The 20975-nt window shown below is 62.3% G+C and carries 20 protein-coding genes, 1 tRNA gene and 1 pseudogene; 3 read left to right on the top strand and 19 right to left on the bottom strand.

What is annotated here, in order from left to right; all coding sequences use genetic code 11:
- Window positions 1-15 precede the first annotated feature (15 nt).
- The 10 genes from NMG46_RS15715 to NMG46_RS15755 form a co-directional block, all read right to left on the bottom strand.
- Window positions 16-1758 carry a VirD2 family relaxase/mobilization nuclease gene (locus tag NMG46_RS15715; RefSeq protein ID WP_254818546.1) on the bottom strand — a complete coding sequence of 581 codons (1743 nt, stop codon included), beginning with the start codon at window positions 1756-1758 and terminating at the stop codon, window positions 16-18.
- Window positions 1755-2006 (bottom strand): hypothetical protein, encoded by a 252-nt coding sequence (locus NMG46_RS15720; RefSeq protein WP_254818547.1) that lies wholly within the window; start codon window positions 2004-2006, stop codon window positions 1755-1757. The genes NMG46_RS15715 and NMG46_RS15720 overlap by 4 nt, the downstream gene beginning before the upstream one ends.
- Window positions 2003-2788 carry a lytic transglycosylase domain-containing protein gene (locus NMG46_RS15725; RefSeq protein ID WP_254818548.1) on the bottom strand — a complete coding sequence of 262 codons (786 nt, stop codon included), beginning with the start codon at window positions 2786-2788 and terminating at the stop codon, window positions 2003-2005. Before NMG46_RS15725 ends, NMG46_RS15720 begins: the two co-directional genes overlap by 4 nt.
- A gap of 262 nt (window positions 2789-3050) precedes the next feature.
- Window positions 3051-3377: a DUF736 domain-containing protein gene (locus NMG46_RS15730; protein ID WP_254818549.1), complete on the bottom strand. Its 327-nt coding sequence runs from the start codon at window positions 3375-3377 to the stop codon at window positions 3051-3053.
- A gap of 45 nt (window positions 3378-3422) precedes the next feature.
- Window positions 3423-3983 (bottom strand): S26 family signal peptidase, encoded by a 561-nt coding sequence (locus tag NMG46_RS15735; protein WP_254818550.1) that lies wholly within the window; start codon window positions 3981-3983, stop codon window positions 3423-3425.
- Window positions 3980-4411: a replication initiator protein A gene (locus NMG46_RS15740; protein ID WP_254818551.1), complete on the bottom strand. Its 432-nt coding sequence runs from the start codon at window positions 4409-4411 to the stop codon at window positions 3980-3982. The genes NMG46_RS15735 and NMG46_RS15740 overlap by 4 nt, the downstream gene beginning before the upstream one ends.
- A 16-nt stretch (window positions 4412-4427) precedes the next feature.
- Window positions 4428-4718, bottom strand: a complete 291-nt coding sequence (locus tag NMG46_RS15745; RefSeq protein ID WP_254818552.1) for an AlpA family transcriptional regulator — start codon at window positions 4716-4718, stop codon at window positions 4428-4430.
- Window positions 4719-4832: 114 nt separating this feature from the next.
- On the bottom strand, window positions 4833-5357 hold the full coding sequence (locus NMG46_RS15750) for a DUF2285 domain-containing protein (RefSeq protein ID WP_352804556.1): 525 nt from the start codon (window positions 5355-5357) through the stop codon (window positions 4833-4835).
- Window positions 5358-5403: 46 nt separating this feature from the next.
- Entirely contained in the window at window positions 5404-5589 is a 186-nt protein-coding gene (locus tag NMG46_RS29915; RefSeq protein WP_352476789.1) for a DUF6499 domain-containing protein, read from the bottom strand.
- 167 nt (window positions 5590-5756) lie between these two features.
- Window positions 5757-6035, bottom strand: coding sequence for a DUF2285 domain-containing protein (locus tag NMG46_RS15755; RefSeq protein ID WP_254818554.1), 279 nt, complete (start codon window positions 6033-6035; stop codon window positions 5757-5759).
- 126 nt (window positions 6036-6161) lie between these two features.
- On the opposite strand from NMG46_RS15755, the gene NMG46_RS15760 reads away from it, so the two are divergent.
- Entirely contained in the window at window positions 6162-6377 is a 216-nt protein-coding gene (locus NMG46_RS15760) for a helix-turn-helix domain-containing protein (RefSeq protein ID WP_023674290.1), read from the top strand.
- A 194-nt stretch (window positions 6378-6571) separates the two neighbouring features.
- Here the strand turns inward: NMG46_RS15760 and NMG46_RS15765 are convergent, their stop codons facing one another.
- The 7 genes from NMG46_RS15765 to NMG46_RS15795 all read right to left on the bottom strand — a co-directional run bounded on the left by NMG46_RS15765 (window position 6572) and on the right by NMG46_RS15795 (window position 18468).
- Window positions 6572-6901, bottom strand: coding sequence for a DUF736 domain-containing protein (locus NMG46_RS15765; protein WP_254818670.1), 330 nt, complete (start codon window positions 6899-6901; stop codon window positions 6572-6574).
- Between the two features lie 776 nt (window positions 6902-7677).
- Entirely contained in the window at window positions 7678-8613 is a 936-nt protein-coding gene (locus tag NMG46_RS15770) for a DUF2493 domain-containing protein (RefSeq protein ID WP_254818555.1), read from the bottom strand.
- A gap of 312 nt (window positions 8614-8925) precedes the next feature.
- Window positions 8926-9972, bottom strand: coding sequence for a toprim domain-containing protein (locus tag NMG46_RS15775; protein WP_254818556.1), 1047 nt, complete (start codon window positions 9970-9972; stop codon window positions 8926-8928).
- Window positions 9972-14330, bottom strand: coding sequence for a strawberry notch family protein (locus NMG46_RS15780; RefSeq protein ID WP_254818557.1), 4359 nt, complete (start codon window positions 14328-14330; stop codon window positions 9972-9974). The genes NMG46_RS15775 and NMG46_RS15780 overlap by 1 nt, the downstream gene beginning before the upstream one ends.
- Window positions 14331-14678: 348 nt before the next feature.
- Window positions 14679-16799, bottom strand: coding sequence for a ParB/RepB/Spo0J family partition protein (locus NMG46_RS15785; protein WP_254818558.1), 2121 nt, complete (start codon window positions 16797-16799; stop codon window positions 14679-14681).
- Window positions 16800-17034: 235 nt separating this feature from the next.
- The gene (locus tag NMG46_RS15790; RefSeq protein ID WP_254818559.1) at window positions 17035-17976 is read right to left on the bottom strand and encodes an ArdC family protein; all 942 of its coding nucleotides are present in this window, start codon (window positions 17974-17976) and stop codon (window positions 17035-17037) included.
- A gap of 333 nt (window positions 17977-18309) precedes the next feature.
- Complete coding sequence (locus NMG46_RS15795) at window positions 18310-18468, bottom strand: hypothetical protein (RefSeq protein ID WP_254818560.1); 159 nt, start codon at window positions 18466-18468, stop codon at window positions 18310-18312.
- 213 nt (window positions 18469-18681) lie between these two features.
- Here NMG46_RS15795 and NMG46_RS15800 point away from each other — a divergent pair, with 213 nt between their 5' ends.
- Together NMG46_RS15800 and NMG46_RS15805 are read left to right on the top strand one after the other, a co-directional pair.
- Window positions 18682-19869 (top strand): site-specific integrase, encoded by a 1188-nt coding sequence (locus tag NMG46_RS15800; protein WP_254818561.1) that lies wholly within the window; start codon window positions 18682-18684, stop codon window positions 19867-19869.
- Between the two features lie 82 nt (window positions 19870-19951).
- Window positions 19952-20048: transfer RNA gene (locus NMG46_RS15805), tRNA-Pro, on the top strand.
- A gap of 183 nt (window positions 20049-20231) precedes the next feature.
- Here the strand turns inward: NMG46_RS15805 and NMG46_RS15810 are convergent.
- Complete coding sequence (locus tag NMG46_RS15810; RefSeq protein WP_368389300.1) at window positions 20232-20399, bottom strand: hypothetical protein; 168 nt, start codon at window positions 20397-20399, stop codon at window positions 20232-20234.
- A gap of 438 nt (window positions 20400-20837) precedes the next feature.
- Window positions 20838-20973 (bottom strand): annotated as a pseudogene (locus tag NMG46_RS15815) (ATP-binding cassette domain-containing protein); the annotation flags it as partial.
- Window positions 20974-20975: the final 2 nt, after the last annotated feature.

Raw genomic sequence — 20975 nt, forward strand, 5'->3', positions numbered from 1 at the left:
ATACGCGTGTAACCATCATAAGCCGATGCCGCGCTTCTTTCCCAGGCTCCAATCCACGCCCCCCCTATCTGAACACACGACCCCGGTAACTTGATTGCCCAATCGCTTTTCGAGCGACGGCGACCAGGGCACCAGCTTGAATTCGAGTCCATTATCGATCATTGCGAGCCGGCCTGAAGCCAGCAAGAAACGCCGCCGGTAAATCCCAGCCACATGATTGCCGTTGGCAGCCTTCGTGAATGACAGGCCCGTCTCGGCGGCGATGCGGGCACCAAGCGATTCCACCTCATGATCGTGTAGTGTATCGATCAGATTGCGGGCAAGAATGACGCGCTGTCCCTCGCGCCTGGCCAGATCGCGGCTGACAAGGTGATCTACCCGATCTTGCAGTGCCTGTCTTACGTCCTTGCCAAAGCCGCCGTCACCGAATTCGGCGGGCTCGCGTGCAACGAGTTGGCGATCGAGCCAAGTCGCGCCGGAAGCATGGACCTGCTGTTCGATTGAGAGGTCGGAGCGGACGGCGAGCGTGACCCGGCCACCGCCATTTGCACTCGCATGGCGACACAACTCCACGACCGAGCCCGGGTCGGAATCTCCTGCCGCATCAGGATCATGGAAGCGAATGTGGTGCGTGCGTCCATCGATGCCATCGACGATGGCATAGGCCGCGCCGCGCCGTTCGTCATCAAGGCCGCGTTCGAGCAGTCGGCCGATCACGGGCGCATCAATTTTTTCGGCGGCCAGCACGTAGTCGACTGTCCCCTTTTCTAGCCCATGCACGGTGAGACTGCGGTGCATGCGCTTGATGATGTCGCCGCGTTCACCGAGGGCGCGCAAAGTGGCCTCGGCCTCTTCGACCACCATCCATTGGCCGGGACGGATCTCGTTCGCGAGACCCAGGCACTCCAGTTGCCGCAGCCGGCCGACTTTGAGCCCAAGGAACTGGTCGGGATGGCGATCAGGGTGTGGCGCGAGATCAATGATACCATGACGGTCGGCGTCACGAACAAGCTGGCGATCGAGCTGCGTCCAGCGCTCATTGTCGACTTGGTGCTCGATGGCCTGGCGGATGTCGAGGTCGGTGCGGAGCCCAAGCGTCTGGGTGAGAATGTCGCTCGCCCGATCGCGCATGCCTTGGCGGATGTAGTCGCGCGAGATGACAAGACTCTCGCCATCGTCGGCAACGCCGCGAACGAGGATATGAACGTGCGGATGTTTGGTGTTCCAGTGATCGACGGCTATCCAGTCGAGCCTCGTGCCGAGGTCGCGCTCGATGTCGACCATCAGGTCACGAGTGAAGTTCTTGAGGTCGCCGAGCTCCATTGCGTCGTCCGGTGAAACGATGAAACGGAAGTGATGCCGATCGTCCTTGCAGCGATCGCAGAAGGCGTCATGATCTGCCTCTTTGGTCTCAGGGCCGAACATCCTGGCCTTCTCACCATCACGTGTAACACCTTCGCGGCGAAGATATTTGAGATGGGTGGCGAGTGGCGCAGACCCTCTGAACTGCCGCACCACACGGGTCTTGACGACGGCGCCGCGTGAGCGGTCAGAGATGAGGCGACTGGCGCGGATGCTCGCTGACCTGCCGCGGCCAAACGTTGAAGCTCGCGGGGAGGTGATCCGACCCTCGCGCGTAAGGTGACCGCCGGCGCGCTGTGTGGCCGCAAGAGCCTGGAAGATGAAGGGTCGTGCGCGCTGGCCGGCGCGGGAGCGGATACGACCGGGGCGGACGCGAAAGGTATCGTCACGCTTCATGCTAGGCGGCCACGAGGTGCGGTTTCCATTGAAAGACTGAAAAAATGGGGATAGCGCACATCGCTGATTGTGGCAGCACATCGCGAAATGAGTCGAAAATTGTAAGGAAAACAATCGGCCGAACCGAGCCGCACCTCGCGGCCCTTTATCCTGCCACTCTCTCTGTCCTCATCTGCGGCCAACCCTTCCGCCGCAATTTCCGCGACGGAACAGGCCGGAATGGAATTGAGGAGGAACGTGGCGATCATCGCGATATGGCTAAAGAGGGCTGAGCGAATAGGCCGGAAACAGCGTGGTTGGATTGGAAATCGGTTTCACTCCGCCGTGGCTCGATCGCGGTCAGGTCCGCAACAGGGTGGCCCATTGGCGACTGCATCGCTGACGAATGAATCGCCGCAAAGATCGTCTCGGCATAACCATTGCCATCCGATACAGCGGCGTTCCGAATGTCATGGGGATGCGCAAAGATCGTTGCACGGAGTGAGCTGGCTCTGCCCCTTCTTTGCCGCGGGCGCCGCGGACTGAGAACTGCACCATCGAGCAGCGGCGCGAGTTTCCTAACGTAGTCGACCGTCTCGCGTGGGAGCGGACGGCCGGTCGAGAGATGTTCCGTGTACCGACCAGGACCGGCATTGTAAGCGGCAAGAAAGCCGCTGCGCCCGAAGCTGTCGAGCATTTCGCGAAGATATGCTGCACCTGCAAGAATGTTGTCACGCGGTCGATAGGGATCGTCACCGAGACGGTATTTGATGCGCAGTTCTTCCCACGTCGCCGGCATGATCTGCATCAAGCCCATTGCGCCCTTGCTTGAAAGCGCACGAACATCGCCGACGCTCTCAACATGCATGACGCCGCGCAGCAACCGCTCTGGAATCGCGAAGCGCTTTGACGCTTCCCGGATATGCCGCGACCACGGGCCAGCCGACAAGATCGTCGACTCGGAGTGCGCCGGCCGTTCACCGGAGGAAGCCGCTGCACCAGTTTCGGGCGCCACGAAGCCGAGCATGACACATGCGGCAAACGTCGTCATGCCTCTGTGGACTGCATCCCGCAGACCGCAGAACCGATGCACCGCCGGCCTGCGACGGTGTTCGCTTCCGTTAAGGGCAGGGGCTCGCCGATCGAACCGGCTTTGCCAAAACTGTGATGAGATCGGTGTCCGGAGCCACAGGCAAGTGTCCGGCCCCCTCTGGGCTGCGTCGCGGGCGATCGGGTCGAAGGGTTTGACCGGCACGCAATGGATCAAAAGGGTTGGCGAGAAAGATTCGTCGAAGGGCTCCAGAAGCATCTGTTCAGCCTCGCCCGTCGCGCTTCGAGGATCGGTTCCAGTGCAGGCTCCAGACGCTGTTCTCTGCATCGAACCGGAACAGCTTGGCGCGGATCGGCTGCGTAAAGGACGGGTCGTCAATTGAGACGGAGCGGTAATCCCCCGCCTTGTCTCCGGCGCGGTCCCAAGCCGCACCGACCGCCATCCCTTCGCAATAGATCAGATAGTCGGGCGCGTTTTCGGTTTTTGATTTCTCGGCAGGCAGAATGGCAATCTTCGCCTCGATTGTTAGCGTGGAAAGATTGCCGAAGAAGCCGTCATCATTGCGCGTGAAGGTTCCGATCTGGGTCATTGCAGTGCTCCTTTCATGAGTGTTAGTGCGCGTTCAGCCGAGCCGTCACGGCTCGCTAGAAAGGGGATCGTTGGTGACCTCCAGCACCGGAGTGGTGGGCTCCGTGGTCCAGACGGGAACCGCGCGGCCAACGATTGATGAGAGCGGGAGCGGGCCGAAATAGCGGCTGTCAAAACTGTCGGCCGCACCCGGGTTCATAAGGAAGACGTCCGCCTCGGCAATGTCGCGGCAGCCCTGCCAGATGGGCAGGGGTCGACCGCGACTGTCACGCTCGCGCGCATGTCCATACGTCTTGCCGTTGACGATGATCGTTGTGCCTTGGCGACAGACGGTTGCGCCCCCCAGTGCTAAAATACGCTTCAGGAGCGGCACATTTTTCGGCAGATACCCGCGTCTTGCCATGAAGGCCGCCAATGGCTCGGGCGGCATGATGACGGCGATATCGGCAATACCGATTTTGTCGGCCGGCTGGACGCGATAGACCCCGACGGGGATGCTCGCCGATGCGTTCCAGATGGACAGCGGCGGAGGGCTAATCCATGCCGGCGCCGCCGCGAGCACTGCGCCGCCAATCATCGTGGCGATGATCTTTGTGCGCTTGCTCATGACTCGATCCCGGGGCGCAGCAGGCAAGTTTTATGACGCTGGGCCGTGTATCGGCTCGGCTGCTCGCGTGGGGCTATCCGGCTGTGGACATGGCGCCGATTACGCGGCGACATGAACGTCAGGGTTTGCTGCTGTTTCGCCGCTACCACGCGCCGCAGTTGCAATCTCCTGGCTTGCGCGTGGATGGTTTGCGACGCAGCCCAGACCAGGATGGCAGCGTTCCAAATCGCTGCTATGCCGTGCACACTTGCCGCCTCAACGCAGGTCGATTCTTCGCCCGCATGAGAATGGATCGGTCTCAGGTGGCGGGATTTCACCAACAAGACGAGTTGCCACGCCACAACGTCCTGCGTGCCGGGTGGAGGGAAGCCGGATGAGGGGACATGAGGCAGGGCAAATTGCTGCTGAACGGTCTCGCGATACTGCATTTCGGTGCGCCACAGATCAGGAGCTGCGGTCGCGCCTGCCGACATAGGCGGGCGCGCGGGCTGCATGGGGTTTTGCCGGCGGAACATAGGTCGCGTTGGCATCGCTGGTGGAGGTGCGTGCGCCCAGATCTATCCAAGCGTGCAGGTCGTTGATGTCGTAGAGAACGCGCCCGCCGACCTTTCGGTATTTTGGGCCGGTGCCGTAGGTCCGGTGCTTTTCGAGTGTGCGGGCGCAGAGCCCGACGATGTTTGCTGCCTCCTTCGTGCGCAAATACTTTTGGGGCGCGTCCGCGGGACCCTTCGACATCGCTCGATCTCCATTCGGTTCTGCTGTCGTCCTGGCCTGCCGGGACGCGCGAAGTGGACCATGATCGAAATGAGGAAAGGCGAGGGAGGGCAAAGATTGGGGGGTGCGTTTTTGCTACCCCGAAGAAGGACTTCGGCGGCCGGACTTTTCGCTGCGGTTGTGGGGGTAGAAGAGAAGATCGCGATAGCCGCCGGCGACTAAAAAAGCTGCACGGCGTAAGATAGCTCGGACCTTGTGGCGGAGATGATGATCACGCCAATCTCGCGGCACAATCGGCTCTTGCGAGAACAGCACCTCCGCGAGCTGACGATAGGTTGCACCCGTGCGGTGACCATCATGTGCGCGTAAATTGAGGATATGCCTGGTCTTGGTCTGTTGCGGCAGTGCGCCGTAGGATGGACCGGCTGCCCGGCCGTTCAGTGCGCGCCAGAACCGGCGCGCTGCATCGAGCCGCGTCTCGAATGCAGCGTCGAGCGGCAGAAGGATAGCGTTGAATTCACCGGCGCGGTCGTTAGCGACGAGATGACTTTTCCCAATTAAGGTAGACCAAATAATGTGAAGGCCTTCGTCCTGCGGCCAAACGCTGGCTCCGCCTAGGCTGGAAGGTCGAACTGTCTGATCGGATGCAGATACCCGCATGGCCCGGAGCACGCGCGGCGAGGCCTGTTCCGTCCAGATGATATTGTCAGCTTTCGGAACTCCGGCAGCGGCAGTTTTGAAATCGCGCGCCCCAACGGGCGGCGAGATCGGGCTGACCGGCAGGTTCTCCAGAACCAGCGGGTTGCGATGCAAGCTGGCTGCACTCTGCCACGAATTCGTCATTCCGGATCAGATACTCGGCAGCGAACTCCGTGGCCTGGTAGCTGCACATATGTGCATACGCCGCCGGATCGGTCCAATCGCCTTGCACTGTTCCTGTCCTCGCCGCGTACCCGGATGTGAGGCGTCGGCATCAACATTCAGGGGGATAAGGAAGTTGGATAGTTGGAGAGTCGGCAAAACATTATGCCGATTCAGCCAAGTGGAGCGCCGGTCGCGTCAGTGCGGAGCGCCGCCGGCGAGAAGATATCGGTAGCCGCTGGTCGTCATCCATCGCGCGCGGGCAAGATGGGTCTCCCACGACCGGAACGCTCGTTCCGGCTCCTGCTCCGGGTCTATATGCAAGACGATCCTGGCCACCTCTCGCCAATCGGCATCTTCGGCTGCCGCGTCAAGCAGGCGAATATAGGTGAGCAGACGCTCCTCGTCATAGCCGGTCAGGACCGGTGCATCCGGCGCAATGTCGGCGACATCAGGATCGAGCAGCGGTTTAGGCATGGTATTTGACCGTTCATATTTCGATCGCGATCTCGAAGGAGCCGTCCTGCAGATCGACCACCAATCATAGCGAATAGGAACGATCATTCCTAGAACGATAGTTCCCTTTCTGATCCCTAATCCGTCATGAACCTCAAGGAGATCATGGCGGCCAACATGCGTCGTCTGCGCCATGACCAGAACGTGACGCAGGAGGAACTGGCCGCCCGCTCTGGACTGAGCATGCGTTACGTGGGATCGATCGAGCGCGCTCGGGTCTCGGCCAGCATCAGTGTTCTTGGCAGGATCGCCACTGCGCTGAATGTGGACCCATGCGAGTTGATCAGAAAATCGGCACCGTGAGTTGACGCGGGAAGCACCGCGAATTTTCGATGATCGGCGAGGCAACATGCAGGAATGAAGTCTCCAGTCGCGAACACGACCGGTAGTCGCCCCACAGACCGACGGAGCTCGTTGCGCAGCGACTGCGCTCAACTTGTCGGGTAAAAGGAGAGCGGCCCCGCCCTGTTCGTCCGGGCGGAGCCTTGGTCGGGGCCTTACTCGGCGTCGCGGCGCCCGTTGGGGCGGGACCAGATGAGGCTGAAGCCTTCGCCTTCCTCATCGTTGAAGAGGTTGGCGTAGATCGGAGCAGTGAAGCTCGGATCGTCCAGCTTCATGCCGAGATAGTCGCGGCCGTCATTGGAGCGCTTGGACCATGCGGCGCCGATCTCGACCTGCCCGACGAAGACACGGTGGCTGGGGGCGCTGTCGCCAGAGCGGTTGGTCTCGGGCACAACCCGGACGTTCTTGGTCTGGAGCGAGAGGGTCACGATTTCGCCGGTGAACTCGTTGTTGCCGGCCCTCTTGAAGGTTCCGATTATCGCCATGAGTTTTCTCCTTGAACTCTGTTTCGAGCCCGCACCATTGCGGCCTCGATGGCGATCGGCGGGCCGGAGGCGATCGACGCCGCATCGCTTGCGACCGCAGCGCCAGCGGAGGATGGCAGCCAGGCGACTTTGTTGTTTGGCGAGGAATGACGGCGCAGCCGGCAGGGGAAGAAAGTCGATCGGCGCCATTGCGGCTTAGGCGATCGAGGCGCAGCCGACCTTCGGCCGGATCAGCCCATTAAAGAGGCCGTTTGGAGCGGCCCACCAGATAGAGACATCAACGGAGAACCTGGCGATACCGTCGCTGGCGAAATCCCGGCTACGACGATCAGCGGCGTCGATGCTCCTCTGTACAGGCATTGCGAGTCGCAAGCTGTTGTCAGCACCGCGCTTAAGACAGGGTTCAAGTCACGGCTGACGTGCATCACCGGATATCCGCTATCTCTGGAACGAGACGGCACGCCGTGGTGGATTCGAACTGTGCGTCGCGCGATGCCGTGTCAGCGACAACGCTAACAATGCGACGGCCGCTCAAGAACAAGCATCCTGCCCACGCCGGTGTTCGATGAGTTCGCCCAGATCCGGCCCCTGTTCGGTTGAACAGGCGTCGTTATTCGCAGCTGTGATGCCAGCTGCGACGCAGCTGAAACGTTGACGGCAAGCGTGACGGCGTCGCGCGCCTTTGCCAGGGCGCGGACTTGAGTATCGCATAAGACGGGCGGCGCCGCGCCGCCCGACCGTATTGTACAATCGACAAAGGGTAGGGCGGGCAGCGCTTACGCGCCGCCTCCCTTGGGGCGGAAGTCGAGGACTGGGATGCCGAGCTTTTTTGCCTTGTCAGCAAGATTGTCCTGAATTCCGGTCCCGGGACAGACGATGACGCCTATCGGCAGCAACTCCAGCATTGCGTCATTGCGCTTGAACGGAGCGGCTTTGGCATGCCTTGTCCAATCAGGGGCAAAGCCGATTTGGGGTACCTTGCGATGATCTGCCCAACAGGAGGCGATTTTTTCGCCACCCTTCGGCGATTTCCCGTGCATCAAGACCATGTCGGGATGCCGGGCGTGGACCTGGTCGAGCTTGGCCCAGATCAGCTGGTGGTCATTGAAGTCGAGCCCAGCGGTGAAGGCGATTTTCGGGCCAGGTGGCAGAAGGACTTCCTGCGAGGCACGTTTCTTGGCGCTGAGAAAGTCGCGGCTGTCGATCAGCGCAGAGGTCAGGTTGCGGTGGTTGACCATCGATCCGCTGCGCGGTCGCCAACTGGATCCGGTGTGGCGCTCATAGTGCTCCGCGGCCTGATCACGCATCAGTTCGAAGGCGCTTTGGCGTTCGATCAGCGTCTGCCCTTCGGCCGTCAGGCGTTCCAGCTCGACGGATTTCACTTCGCTGCCGTCCTGCTCACACTGGCTGCGGCGTTGCGCCTGCTCGTTGTGGTCGAGCTCGCGCTCGATCCGATCTGCGGCGCGGTGAAAGATGTTGACGGTCGACCATAGAAGATCGTCGAGATCGGGCTCGAGGCGAGTGTCTTGCAGTGCCACGATGAGGGCGTCGAAGATGTCGGCGATCGCGCCGGCGACGCAGTGGCCCTCTGGAAGCGGTCGAGGATCAGGCTCATCTGCGAAGGGCCGGTAGCCATAGAGCTGGAGTTCGGTGAGGACTTGGTCGATGGGTGAAGACGAGTGCTGTGGTTCGTAGTCGTTATGCTCGCTCATTGGATGCTCCGCCGGTTGGACCGCGACCCTCGCGGCCTTCATGGCGACGGAAGCCGGCGGACGGGACGGACCTGCACCCGCAGCGAAGCGAAGGGCCGGAGTGTCAGCGGAGGAGGGGGAAGGCCGGCTATTTTGCTTCGCGATGGAAAGCGCTCCCTTGGGAGCGCGCCGGAAAATAGTCGGCCGAAGACATTGCGGGTCTGGCTCGTTTGCTGGCCGATCGCCCTCTCGAAGGCCCGCAGGCGCGGTTCTCTCCGACTTCGGGGGCATCCGAGCGATGCAAGCGACAGCGGACAGGTTGTTCGTTCCAAATTATCCCGCCACTGCCATGAAACGGGCGATGTCCTGCGGCGCGAGCTGGACACGCGCGCGTGCTCGAAGATCATCCACGCCAAGCGTACAGAGATCTTCGTTGAAGTCTCCAAGTGTCGGCGAGAGCACAATCGCCTCAATCCCGGCAGCATTCGCTCTTTTGATCAAGGTGTCACGTGCGCCGTCGCCGGCTGGATCGGCATCGCGCACGATGTAGAGCCGTCTCAGCGTGAGGGGGAACAGCATGGCAGCGAGATGGGCTGCCGAGAGTGCCGCTGCCATAGCCATATCGGGCAGGATGCACCGAAGCGACAAGACGGTCTCGATGCCTTCGCCGCCCGCCATGACGTCGCCCGGCAGGCCAAAGCGAACCGCGTGACCAAGAAGATCGCCCATCGCGCGCTTCGGCGTACCGACCGGTGCCTTGCCCCTGCCGGAAGGATCAAGCCAGGTGCGATGTGCGCCAGTCAAATGGCCGTCGAGATCGGTGACGGAAGCGATCATCGCCGGCCAGGTCTCGGTCGGCGCGTGTTCGTCGGGCCGGTAGTAGCAGTGCGGGTGAAAACGCAGGCTTTCGGTCCCGTGCAAAGCGGTAATACTGCGGTTGCGCAGATACGCCTCTACGACTGTACCCGCAATCGGCTGCGACATCGCAAACAGCCGACGCGCTGCTCCCGATGATCCGGATGGCGTGTCTACCGATTTCGAAGGGGGAGACGTCTGCTCTGGTTCGGGATGCGGCAAGCCGAGAAACGTCATTGCTTCATTCGCGACGTCCTTGAAGTTGCTGAAGCCGCGGCTTTCGCGGATGACGTCTAGAAGGTCGCCATGCTCGCCAGTCGCCGCATCGGCCCACTTGCCGGCGGCTCCTTTTCCGTTCGCTGACCCGACGAGACGCACGAACATTGAGCGGCCCGGTGTGTTTTGCACATCGCCGACAAGCCAGTAGCGGCCCTCACGATGCCCGTTCGAAAGATAATAGCGACAAACCGCCTCAGCCTGCTGGCCGAGGCGGTGCGCCAGTTCTGACGCACCGTGGCGGGCCATCACGCGTCCTCCCGCGTGTCGATGCGCTGGACTGGATAAGCCTTCAGCAACTTGCCCAGAATTGCGGGTCCAGATGAGTCGGCGGGCACGAACATGCGCAGCTTCCAGGAGATGATCTCTCGGAAGAGGCCGTAAGCCGAAAGACGGTCACGCATTGTGTCATTGAAGCCCGTCAGCTCGATTCGGCTGACGCCCATGAGGCGGCTGCGCCGAAGCTGCAGACCATCGGCGAGATCGAGGATCGTTCGACCGCCCAGAAGCGCAACGAAAGCATCACTGGCTGTGATCGAAGGCGAGCTTGTTGGCAGTGCGCCCGCGATCCATGCTGGCGGGACCTGACGACCGATGATGCGCTCGCCATCGTCAGTCTGGAGCCGGTACACACGTGAGAATTCCCTGGGCAGACGCTTCCAGATCGGCAGCAGCATGCCGGCAACGACATGGATAGTGCTGTCCGTGAATTCGGGCACGTCAGCCGTCTCGACACTCCAGGCGTCAGCGAATGCAGCCTGCTCAGCCTCAACCCAGTGGCTCTCCGCCATCATCTTCAATGAGGCCTGATGGTGCTCCATCGGCCGGATCAGCCGGACGCGCCATTCGATCTCGCCGTTGTCCAGCATCAGCGCGGGCGCTGGCACCTGTACGGCGGCGCGGCCGGATCGGTTGTTGACCAGGAGCTTCGCGCGGGGATCGTGAAGCTGGGCAAGGGCATCGGCAAGTGAAACGGGTCGATTGCGCTTGCGCTGGGCGATGGTCAGCAGTCGCGTTTCCGCACCGGTGGCGGCATGGACATGGATGACGCGTCGCTCGGTGACGACGAAGCTCTCCGCACGCAGTGTTTCCAAGCCGATGTCGTAGGCGCCGGAGGCGATGGCGCCCTCGATTTTCGCATTTAGCAATTGCTCGAAGGCCGTAAACAGGACGGTTTGAAGCGCGATGGTGAGCGCCAGCAGCCGATTGAGGAAGGTCGTGATCGGCGGCAGCTCGTCCTTGATGCCGGTGGAATCCGTCAGCGTGAGGCCGGTCGCCTCCTCGAACATCTGGAGTGAGCAGCCGTCCACCTTGCCGCGAACCAGCAGCAGGTAAAGCTGCCGCAGCGCGTCGCGGGCATAGTGCGACTCCAGATTGTCCTCAGGGCGAAATAGGCCCTGTCCGCCGGTCTGGCGCTGGCCGCGCGTAATGGCGCCCAATGTGTCGAGGCGCCGGGCTATCGTCGAGAGAAAGCGCTTCTCAGCCTTCACATCGGTTGCAACCGGCCGGAACAGCGGCGGCTGCGCCTGGTTCGTGCGGTTGGTGCGCCCCAAACCCTGGATGGCGGTATCGGCCCTCCAGCCCGGCTCGAGCAGATAGTGAACTCGAAGGCGGCGGTTCTTCGCAGTGAGATCAGCGTGATAGCTGCGGCCAGTGCCACCAGCGTCGGAAAACACCAATATGCGCTTGCAGTCATCCATGAATGCCTGTGCCTCGGCGAGATTGGCCGATCCGGCGCGGTTTTCGACGATAAGGCGATCGATGCCTCGAGTGCTGGTCTTGCGCACGATGCGGCGCGACCGGCCTGTCACTTCCGCTACGAGGTCGGTACCGAAGCGCTGTACGATCTGATCGAGAGCCCCCGGGACGGGGGCCAGTGAAGCGAGTTGCTCGATGAGGCGATCGCGGCGGGCGACCGCTTCGCGGCTCTTCACGGGCTGGCCGTCGCGATAGACCGGACGTGACGACAAATTTCCTTCGCTGTCGGTGAACGGCTCATAGAGTTGCACCGGGAACGAATGCTGCAGATACGAGAGGACATATTCGCGCGGCGTGATGTCGACGCGAACGTCGTTCCATTCCTCGGTTGGAATTTCAGCGAGACGCCGTTCCATCAGTGCCTCGCCGGTCGAGACGATCTGGATGACGGCGGCATGACCTTGATGCAGATCGCGCTCGATCGAGCGTATCAGGGTCGGCGTCTTCATGCCGGTGAGCAAATGGCCGAAGAAGCGCTGTTTCGTGCTCTCGAAAGCCGAACGGGCAGCCGACTTTGCCTGACGGTTTAGTGTGCCGGTCTCGCCTGTGATGTTGGCGGCCCGCATCGCGGCGTCGAGATTATTATGAATGACACTAAACGCTCCGGCGTAGGCGTCGTAAATGCGGGTCTGCTCGGGGGTAAGCTGGTGCTCGACCAGCTCATATTCGACACCGTCGTAAGAGAGCGATCGGGCCGTATAGAGACCGAGTGCGCGAAGGTCTCGGGCCAGCACTTCCATGGCGGCAACGCCGCCAGCCTCGATCGTCTCGACAAATTCGGCCCTGGTCGCGAAGGGCAAATCGTCGCCACCCCACAGGCCCAAACGCTGCGCGTAGGCGAGGTTGTGGACGGTGGTTGCTCCCGTCGCCGAGGCATAGACGACGCGGGCGTTCGGCAGGGCGTTTTGGAGGCGGAGCCCGGCGCGTCCCTGCTGTGAGGCGGCGACGTCGCCGCGCTCTCCCTTGCCGCCTGCCGCGTTCTGCATAGCGTGGCTCTCGTCGAAAATGATCACTCCGTCGAAGTCGGTGCCCAACCATTCGACGATCTGCCGCACGCGCGACATCTTCTCACCGCGTTCGTCGGAGCGCAGCGTTGCGTAGGTGGTGAAAAGGACCCCTTGATCGAGGCGGATGGCCTTGCCCTGCGGGAACCGCGACAGCGGCGTGACCAGCAGGCGCTCCATGCCGAGAGCAGACCAGTCGCGCTGGGCGTCTTCGATCAGCTTGTCGGATTTGGAGATCCACACCGCCTTGCGGCGGCCCTGCATCCAACTGTCCAGGATGATGCCTGCGGACTGGCGGCCCTTGCCGGCGCCCGTCCCGTCGCCGAGCATGAAGCCACGGCGGAATCGCACGGCGTGCGCGGCATCGTCGCGCGCGGCAGAGACAAGGTCGAAGGTGTCGTCCACCGTCCAGGAACCGGCGAGGAACTCCGAATGGGCCTCGCCGGCATAGATGACTGTTTCTAGCTGCGCGTCGGACAAGAGGCCGTCGCTGACAACCTTGGCAGGAAGAATCGGCCGGTAGCTCGGCTTCGGCGGAGCAACGGATGCCATTGCCGCCGATTGGACCAGCTTGGTCGGATGCGGATGGGCGCCCGGAATACGGATCGCCTGCAACCCGTACTCCTCATAGATGCCATCGGTGATGTGCCTACTTTCGGCAGGCGTCCAGTCCAATGTCTCGTAAGCAAGCTCGGTGCCTTCCGGCGTGGCAAGGCTGCGCACCGGAGTGGAACCTGCGGATCTGGCGAGATCACCGCGCACGATGCGCGCTGTGGGCCCCAGTGCCTTGACGGCGGGCGCAAAGACCGAAGCGCTGACCGGCGGCCGCGCGGGAACATGTTCGCCAATCCAGGCGATCAGGGTGGCGACATCGGGCGCCGTGCCGGCTGATGCTGGAAAGGTGCCTGGATTGTCGGCCGGCAGTTTGTCAATGACGGTCAGCCGGGTCTCGACGGTGGTGCCATGCCTGGCGTAGACGGCGCCGTCGATCGCGGCGGTGAACACAACGCGACCGCGCTCCTGGAGCCTGACGAAGGACCCGCGCCAGATGGGCAGCTCTGGGGAAAAATTTGCCCCAGTGATTGCGACAAGCCGCCCACCCTCGGCGAGCCGGGCCAGCGCAGAGGCGACGTGGCGGTAGGCAGCGTCGGGCATGCGGCCGCTGACATTAGCAAGCACCGAGAATGGCGGGTTCATCAGCACGACGCTCGGCACTATGCCTGGATCGAGATGATCATCGATATGCGCTGCGTTGAAGCGGGTGACGGGGATGGCCGGAAAGAGCAACGAAAGAAGCCCGGCGCGGGCCTCGGCCAGTTCGTTGAGCAGCAGTGTGCCGCCGCTGATCTCGGCCAGAATAGCAAGTAACCCGGTGCCGGCGGAGGGCTCCAGCACGCGATCGGCAGGGGTGATTGCCGCAGCAGTCACGGCCGCCAGACCGAGCGGAATGGGGGTGCTGAACTGCTGAAGCGCTTCGGTCTCTTCGGAGCGGCGCGTGTGAGTTGGGAACAGGCCGGCGATCTTGCCCAGCATCGGAAGTGCGGCGGCCGGAGAACCGGCTTTGCGGAAAAGCGACTTTCCGAATTTGCGCAGGAACAGCACCGTCGCGACTTCGCAAGCCTCATAGGCTGATTTCCAGTCCCATGCTCCGGATGCGTCGGAGGCACCGAAGGCAGCTTCCATGGCCAAGCGAAGGTTCGGGGCGTCGAGGCGCTGACCGCGTTGGAGATCGGGTAGAAGGAACTGCGCCGCGCGGTGGATGGCGGCAGCTGGTTCGACCGCGGGGGATGAGACAAGCGGAAGCGGTACTGCCGGAGCGGCAGTCTTCGAAGAAGCATCAAGCATGGAGAAAACCTCAAGGAGAGCGGAACGGGAATGAACCGGGCGGCCCTCTCTCTCGACCAATCCGGCTCAAATCCGCCCTGGCCGGCCTCTCCCCTCTGGACTGCGGTCCTGCCGATAACGATCCTTCTTCGATCCAGGCGCTGCGCCGCTACCCGCCGTCAGTCCAACGACGACAGCGGCAACGCGGTTGGCAGCCCCGGGGCGACACCTTGGCACGCAGTGGGGACTGCGGGCAGCAGCCGCCGAGCGAGAAGGACGCGGCAGAAGCGGCCAATTGGCTTTGCCAGTGTGATCCGGTAGGGGTAGGAAAGGGCGCGGAGCGGCCGAAGCCGCTCCGCGCGAGGCGATCTATTCAGCGGCCTTGTGCGGTACGCTGTCTTCAACCCGCACATCGTCGTCTGAGAGGAATTCGGGAAGCTCGTCCCCATAGCCGTCGGCGCCGGCGCTCCTATCAGCGCCAGCACTGCCGTCGAGGTCGACCAGGCGCAGCGGCTCGGGCAGCCAGCCACTACCGGTCAGCAAGCGTTCGGCTTCCTTCGCCATATCTTCCTTTTTCAGGTGCTCGATCAGCTGCGCGGCCTGTTCGCCCTTCGCCTCTCGCACTGCCTCGAGAATGCGAGACTTGGTGATGCGGCCGAGATAGTTTTCGACTGTCGGTGTCCAGCCGGCGTCAACCATATCGAGGCCGACCGCGCGTGCCAGTCGATCAGCTTGCGCGATCCGCTGCCGAACGCCGTGTGCCGAGATAGCGCCGCCATAGCGGTCGCCTTTCTCGTGGAGCGCGTTCAGGCCGTAGCTGACGCAATGGGCGAGCAACGCCTCGCGGCTGGTCTCATCAAGTGAGGCGATCCAGTCCCAAAGTGCATTGTCCTCGGTCGGCAGGTCCGATTTCCAGGCCTCATGGCGTTCAGCCACCGATTTCGCCGAGGGGCTGTCCTTCAGGTCACCTGGCTGCACAGGGAAGAAGACGTGGCGGATCGAGGCCTCAAGGCACCCCGTCGTGGTGCGGTGCTGGAACGTGTCAGTGACCAGCTTGTGCAAGAGCGCTGTCATGGCGACCTGAGGGTTGCCGGCAACGGCATCGCGCAACGCCAGCGTCCGGTGTGCGGTCAACTCTGTCACCAGTCGGTCCGGCAGGGGCTTGACCGCATCGTCCTCGTCTTGCTCGGACTCGACTGCCTGCCCGCCAATGGTGACAACGGCACGGTGCACCGACGAGCCGTCGGCAGCCCCGGATCCGCCGTCCCTTTTTGATTCGTTCGCGCCGTCAAATGACATCGGCGGCACGTCCTCAGGCCGGAGAAACCCGCGGTCGACCGAGAGCAAGCCATCGGCGTCGATGCTGACGAACGCGCCGGCGATGGCGATGTCGGCCGGATCGAACTGCTTTGGGCGCTTGTCGAAATTGGCGAGCGCGGTCTCGATTTCACCGAGTCGCTGATCGACGTCATCGGGCAGCTCGTCAGCACCCTCATATTCGGTTTCAAGCTTGGCATGCTCGGCGTTGAGGGCATCGATGGTAGCCTGCTCCTCGGACGAGAGATCGAGCGGGTTACTCTGCAGCTGATACAGCCCACGCGTTGCGTCGTAGGGGAAGCTGACAGCGACCTCGACCCACTTCCAACCCTCGGCTGCAACTTCCTGGGCAGCCGCCTTGAGCTTCTCGGTAACCAGGCAGTCCAGCAGCGCTGCATCCTGCAGCCAGCCGCCGTCATCCGACTGGAACAGGTCGTGCATCACGATACCACCCGCGGCCTCATAGGCGTCGGTCCCCACGAAGACGGCGCGCTTGTCGGAGGCACGCACCGTCGTTTCGGTCAGCATGCGCCGGATTTGATAGGGCTCTTTCGACCAGGCATCCCTGATCGCCTCCCAGACCTGCTCCTGGCGGGCGCGGTCTTCGGAGACCGTGAAAGCCATGAGTTGCTCCAGTGTCATGCCGTCATCGGCATACACATCGAGCAGCACTGGCGAGACGGAAGCCAGCCTAAGCCGTTGCTTAACGACGTTGACCGGCACGAAGAAGGCTGCGGCAATCTCCTCCTCGCTCATGCCTTTTTGGCGCATGTCCTGGAAGGCCCGAAACTGATCGAGCGGGTGCAGCGGCGCTCGCTCAATGTTCTCGGCGAGCGACACCTCCTCGGCAACGATCGCACTGTGACGAGCGCGCACGACACAGGGCACGAGGGCGGTCTTGGCGAGGCGCTTTTGCTTCACCAGCAGCTCAAGCGCGCGGAAGCGCCGGCCTCCGGCAGGTACCTCAAACATGCCAGTCTCGTTACCGTCGCTGTCGACGACGGGTAAAACGCTGAGGCTCTGGATCAAGCCGCGTCGGGCGATCGAGGCCGCCAGATCCTCGATCGAGATGCCGACCTTGACGCGCCGGACATTGGACTGGGAGAGCACCAGCTTGTTGAAGGGAATGTCGCGCGAGGACGACAGGGTGATCTTCTGAACGGCAGTAGCCATCGGATGTACTCCGCGACGGGCGGCCGAGAGCCTCCCTCTCGACCTCCAAACCCGTCATGAGAATTCCGTCACTCCTCTCCCTCTGATGTGCTCGGCAGCCACGCGACATTTGTCGCGGAGCAGGAGGTCGGCCCTGGCGCTCGGCAACGACTTCGCCGCAGCGGGTCCGGCATCGAGGCAGACTTCGATCACGAACGCATCCGCGGCAAGACGCCGAACTGAAAGCGGGCGGCTATTACGCTGCCTCCCGCCGATCGTCGTCAGCGGCGACTTTGTCGGGCAAGAACCCCAAGAGATAATCCGCAGCCCTGCTCGCCAGAGAGGACGCGCGAACGATCGCACGGTTATCCTCGCGCAGCACCTCCAGCCACGAGCCGATATAGTCGGCGTGACGCACGGTCGGCGTGATGCCCAGCGAGGCGCAGCAGAAAGCTGCACTTATCTCGGCAACCAGCTCTTCGAAGGCATACTTCTTGGTGCCGAAGGAACCGGACAAATCCCGGTTGAGGCGTGACGCATGACCAGTGGCGTGCCCGAGTTCATGCAGGGCGGTCCGGTGCCAGTTGATCGGCTCGAAGTAGGCTTGGGGTGGCGGGACCCGCACATAATCGTGGGCCGGAGCGTAGAAGGCGCGGCTGCCATCAACCCGGAAATCGATCCCCGTCTGCTTGATCAGTGTCTCGACCTTTGGCTCGATCAGGCCGGGCAGGGGCGGTTGCGTGGCCATCGCACCATCGTGGGGCAGCCCGTCGCATTGCGCGGCGTTGAACACCGTAAAGCGTTTGAGGAATGGAATCGATCGGGCTTGCTCGCCGGTTTCGTGGGCACGTTTTTTTTCGTCATCGGGCACGAACCGATCGGCGTAGACCACCGTCGTTCCATGCTCACCCTTGCTGACGCTGCCGCCAAGCGCGAGCGCCTGGCGGAAGGTCAGCCAGCTCTGTCCGGAAAAGCCCTGCTCGATCACCGAACCCCAGAGGATCAGGATATTGATTCCAGAGTATTGCCGTTCGGTGGCGGCGTTCTTCGGCATGGCGAGCGGCGCCTTCGCAGCCGCCGTTCCCCATGGCTGAACCCAGGGCAGGCGACCGTCCTCCAGCTCACCGATTATCTTGTTGGTGATGTCGTCATATAGGCTGGCCCGGGTCGGGGCAGCTTGGTGCCGATGCTTGGTCATTGCGAGTCTCCGCGCCGGGCGCTGGGAGCCTCTCTCCCAGCCTTCAACCCGTCAGTGCGCCAAGCGCGGTCCTCTAACTCTGATGGACTGGCAAGAAGACTTCGGTTGCCGACCAACTCCGAGGTGGGAGGCACCGTCCGAAACCGCAGCGTGAGGTGATCAGCAGAACCCCCTAACCCGGGCGCGCGGCAGTAGGCCCAAGAGACCCGGCAGTTAGCCCATAGAAACGAAGCAGCACGGATAGCTGAAGAGCCGTTTCACCGGCCACGGAAGTGGGGAGCTAGCCACAAGGCTCGTGGAGTGCGCGTCAGGGCAATCGTTCCGATTAGCAGGTCAAAGGAGCATCTTTGCCGCAGCCGCTGCCGTTGAAGCTTTTCGCAGCAGCATATTTAAAGAAAGATCGCGCGGCAGAGCATCTGAAATGGCGAGATAGAAACGTGCGCTCAATGAGACCCGCGATCGGTCTGTTTTCAGGCCAAACGATCGGGTCATAGAGATTTGCTGAGGGCTCCGTTTGAAAGTTCCCGACCAATTCGACGAGACCACGCCTCTGCGCGTCGAGATTGCAGCACGAATTGCCTTTCCCGATGGCTCGTTGGGCGCTGCGGGCCTGCGCAAGGAACGTAACGCCGGTCGACTTGAAACGGAGCTAATCGCCGGAAAGGAGTACGTCACCTTGCTGGCGATCGCCAAAATGAGGGAACTATGCCGCGGACGTCGAAAGGGCCACGCATCGTCTGGCGGGACGAAAGCCGGAAGAAAGACGGAACGCTCCGAAACAAAGCTGGATGGTTTATCCGCGATCGAACAACGTTCATCAGCGCTGGCAGCAGCGAAAAAGGCCGTCCAGGACCTGAAGCTGAAAAGGCGCTCGCGGCCTACATCGCCAGCAAGTACCACCGAGCGCGCGGTGCCGAAGATGTCTTGATAGCCGATGTCGTCAGCGTTTACCTGAGAGAGGTTGCACCGAAGCATGCCGCGCCGGAAGAAACGGCGGCTCGGCTGGACAAGATCCTCGATTTTTTCGGTGAAAAGACGCTCGCCGCTATCAATGGCAAGCTTTGCCGCGACTACGTCGCGTTCTGTCCCACCGAAGCCGCTGCGCGCCGCCAACTCGAGGATCTTCGTGCGGCCATCAACTACTACCGCAGGGAAGGCCACACGACTGCCGCACCGACGATTGTCCTGCCTGACAAGGCCGGTGCGCGCGAGCGCTGGTTGACGCGCAGCGAGGCGGCCGCCCTCATCTGGGCCGCGTGGCGTATGAAGCAGAAATGGAAGGGCCGGGAGAGCGACCGGCGTACCGGACGACACCTCGCCCGCTTCATGCTTGTCGCGCTTTATACAGGAACGCGCTCTGCCGCAGTCTGCGGTGCCGCCATCCGTCCAACCAAAGGGCATGGTTACGTGGACCTCGACCGCGGCATCTTTTACCGCCGCGCCGCTAGCGCAAAGAAGACCAAAAAACGCCAGCCGCCTGTGCGCTTGCCCGACAGGCTTTTGGCGCATCTCCGCCGCTGGGCGTGCACAGATCTCGATATCAGGACCAAGGCGCGCGGCAAGAGCGCAAATACTGGTCGTAAGATATCGCAAGACTTTGTGGTGGAGTGGAATGGAAAGCCGGTGGGGTCGGTCAAGAAGAGCTTCAGGAGAGCTCGCGACGCAGCCGGCCTCGGTCCCGACGTCACTTCGCACACGCTTCGCCACACCGCTGCGACCTGGCTGATGCGGGCCGGCGCCGACATGTGGCAGGCGGCGGGCTTTCTCGGCATCACCGTGGATGTTCTGATCGATACTTATGGCCACCATCATCCCGACTTCCAGGCAGACGCCGCCGAGAAGATCGCGAAGAAGCACGTTGCGCCAAGGCGACGAAAACCTCTCGCGGGATAGGTGACGATGAAAACGTGAAGTCGGCGCGGTGGCACCACAGGTTCCCCACACAAAGCCCAAAAGGAAATGCAATCATTGCGGAGCGAGCGTGACGAAAGAGCCCAGAAACCTGCGGCTTTGCCTGGTAGCGCACATCGTTCGGGACGATGGGGTCGCAGGTTTAAATCCTGCCACTCGCACCCCGCTCATTCTTCGGCACGATGGGTAAAGACCTGCGAGCACTCGCGTCCGGCACGCTCGACGAGATCGCCGGGAGTGGGCACAGCGCGATCGAGGGGATCAACTGCCCTGCTACGTAGCGGGCCTGCTCCATATGATGTTTTGCTGCCCGTCGCGTCGATAGGGACGCCGGGTAGCGCAGCTCAGTGGTGCATGAGGCAGAGAACATCGCGATAAGCGCCGTCGCCGTGGGATCTGGCGTCCAGCGCCAGCTCCGCGTCATTGGCAACATAGCCGACTGGGCTTCGCGTCAGCTCGGTCTCGAACACCGCGATCACTTCCGGCCCTCGAGCCACGCCGGCTTGAGCCACACGCCCTCGCTCTTTGCGTAGATTGTGAAGAATCTGCTGACGTGTGCTGAGCCTGAGCGAAGCGGATGCAAGGACGGATGAAGCTTCACTGTTTTTCGAAGCCGATAATCCCTTGAATGACAGGCGATGGCCTGTATCGCTTGAGCAGACCGGGGTGACGATGAAATGTCCGTAAGACGGACAGCGTTCATTCATTAACGGAGGCAGTTCGTGATCCCGAGTCCGGTTCAATGGGGCGGCCTAAAGGAGGCGTCAGCATAGCGCCGCCGCGGCCGAGACGCGGGATTGACCGCTCTCGTCAAGGGGTGCCGTTTAGCAGGAGCTCGTGACCAAGGTGGATGGAAGGAGCCTTCCTTCGCTTCGGCGGGGTTCCAACGGAAGTACTGTTCGATAATCCGAAAGCGCTGGTCGAACATCACGACGCTGCCTAGTCCCGATGGCGATCATGCGCAGCAGCGTGGACTTGCCGCAGCCGGACGGGCCGACGAAGACGACGACTTCGCGGTCCTGGAGGTCGAGGTCCGATACCCTTGATGATCTCGGCGGCTCCATAGGATTTGCGCGCGCCGCGCAGCT

Source organism: Mesorhizobium sp. LMG 17147, from assembly GCF_024297145.1.
Lineage (GTDB): Bacteria > Pseudomonadota > Alphaproteobacteria > Rhizobiales > Rhizobiaceae > Mesorhizobium.

Coding starts and splice junctions, on each gene's coding strand:
- NMG46_RS15745 (WP_254818552.1), bottom strand. CDS start 4,718: ATGTCGAAGGGTCCCGCGGACGCGCCCCAAAAGTATTTGCGCACGAAG.
- NMG46_RS15725 (WP_254818548.1), bottom strand. CDS start 2,788: ATGACGACGTTTGCCGCATGTGTCATGCTCGGCTTCGTGGCGCCCGAA.
- NMG46_RS15750 (WP_352804556.1), bottom strand. CDS start 5,357: ATGCGGGTATCTGCATCCGATCAGACAGTTCGACCTTCCAGCCTAGGC.
- NMG46_RS15785 (WP_254818558.1), bottom strand. CDS start 16,799: ATGGCTACTGCCGTTCAGAAGATCACCCTGTCGTCCTCGCGCGACATT.
- NMG46_RS15730 (WP_254818549.1), bottom strand. CDS start 3,377: ATGACCCAGATCGGAACCTTCACGCGCAATGATGACGGCTTCTTCGGC.
- NMG46_RS15765 (WP_254818670.1), bottom strand. CDS start 6,901: ATGGCGATAATCGGAACCTTCAAGAGGGCCGGCAACAACGAGTTCACC.
- NMG46_RS15740 (WP_254818551.1), bottom strand. CDS start 4,411: ATGCAGTATCGCGAGACCGTTCAGCAGCAATTTGCCCTGCCTCATGTC.
- NMG46_RS15795 (WP_254818560.1), bottom strand. CDS start 18,468: ATGACCCGATCGTTTGGCCTGAAAACAGACCGATCGCGGGTCTCATTG.
- NMG46_RS29915 (WP_352476789.1), bottom strand. CDS start 5,589: ATGTGCAGCTACCAGGCCACGGAGTTCGCTGCCGAGTATCTGATCCGG.
- NMG46_RS15800 (WP_254818561.1), top strand. CDS start 18,682: ATGCCGCGGACGTCGAAAGGGCCACGCATCGTCTGGCGGGACGAAAGC.
- NMG46_RS15770 (WP_254818555.1), bottom strand. CDS start 8,613: ATGAGCGAGCATAACGACTACGAACCACAGCACTCGTCTTCACCCATC.
- NMG46_RS15715 (WP_254818546.1), bottom strand. CDS start 1,758: ATGAAGCGTGACGATACCTTTCGCGTCCGCCCCGGTCGTATCCGCTCC.
- NMG46_RS15720 (WP_254818547.1), bottom strand. CDS start 2,006: ATGATCGCCACGTTCCTCCTCAATTCCATTCCGGCCTGTTCCGTCGCG.
- NMG46_RS15755 (WP_254818554.1), bottom strand. CDS start 6,035: ATGCCTAAACCGCTGCTCGATCCTGATGTCGCCGACATTGCGCCGGAT.
- NMG46_RS15790 (WP_254818559.1), bottom strand. CDS start 17,976: ATGACCAAGCATCGGCACCAAGCTGCCCCGACCCGGGCCAGCCTATAT.
- NMG46_RS15775 (WP_254818556.1), bottom strand. CDS start 9,972: ATGGCCCGCCACGGTGCGTCAGAACTGGCGCACCGCCTCGGCCAGCAG.
- NMG46_RS15760 (WP_023674290.1), top strand. CDS start 6,162: ATGAACCTCAAGGAGATCATGGCGGCCAACATGCGTCGTCTGCGCCAT.
- NMG46_RS15780 (WP_254818557.1), bottom strand. CDS start 14,330: ATGCTTGATGCTTCTTCGAAGACTGCCGCTCCGGCAGTACCGCTTCCG.
- NMG46_RS15735 (WP_254818550.1), bottom strand. CDS start 3,983: ATGAGCAAGCGCACAAAGATCATCGCCACGATGATTGGCGGCGCAGTG.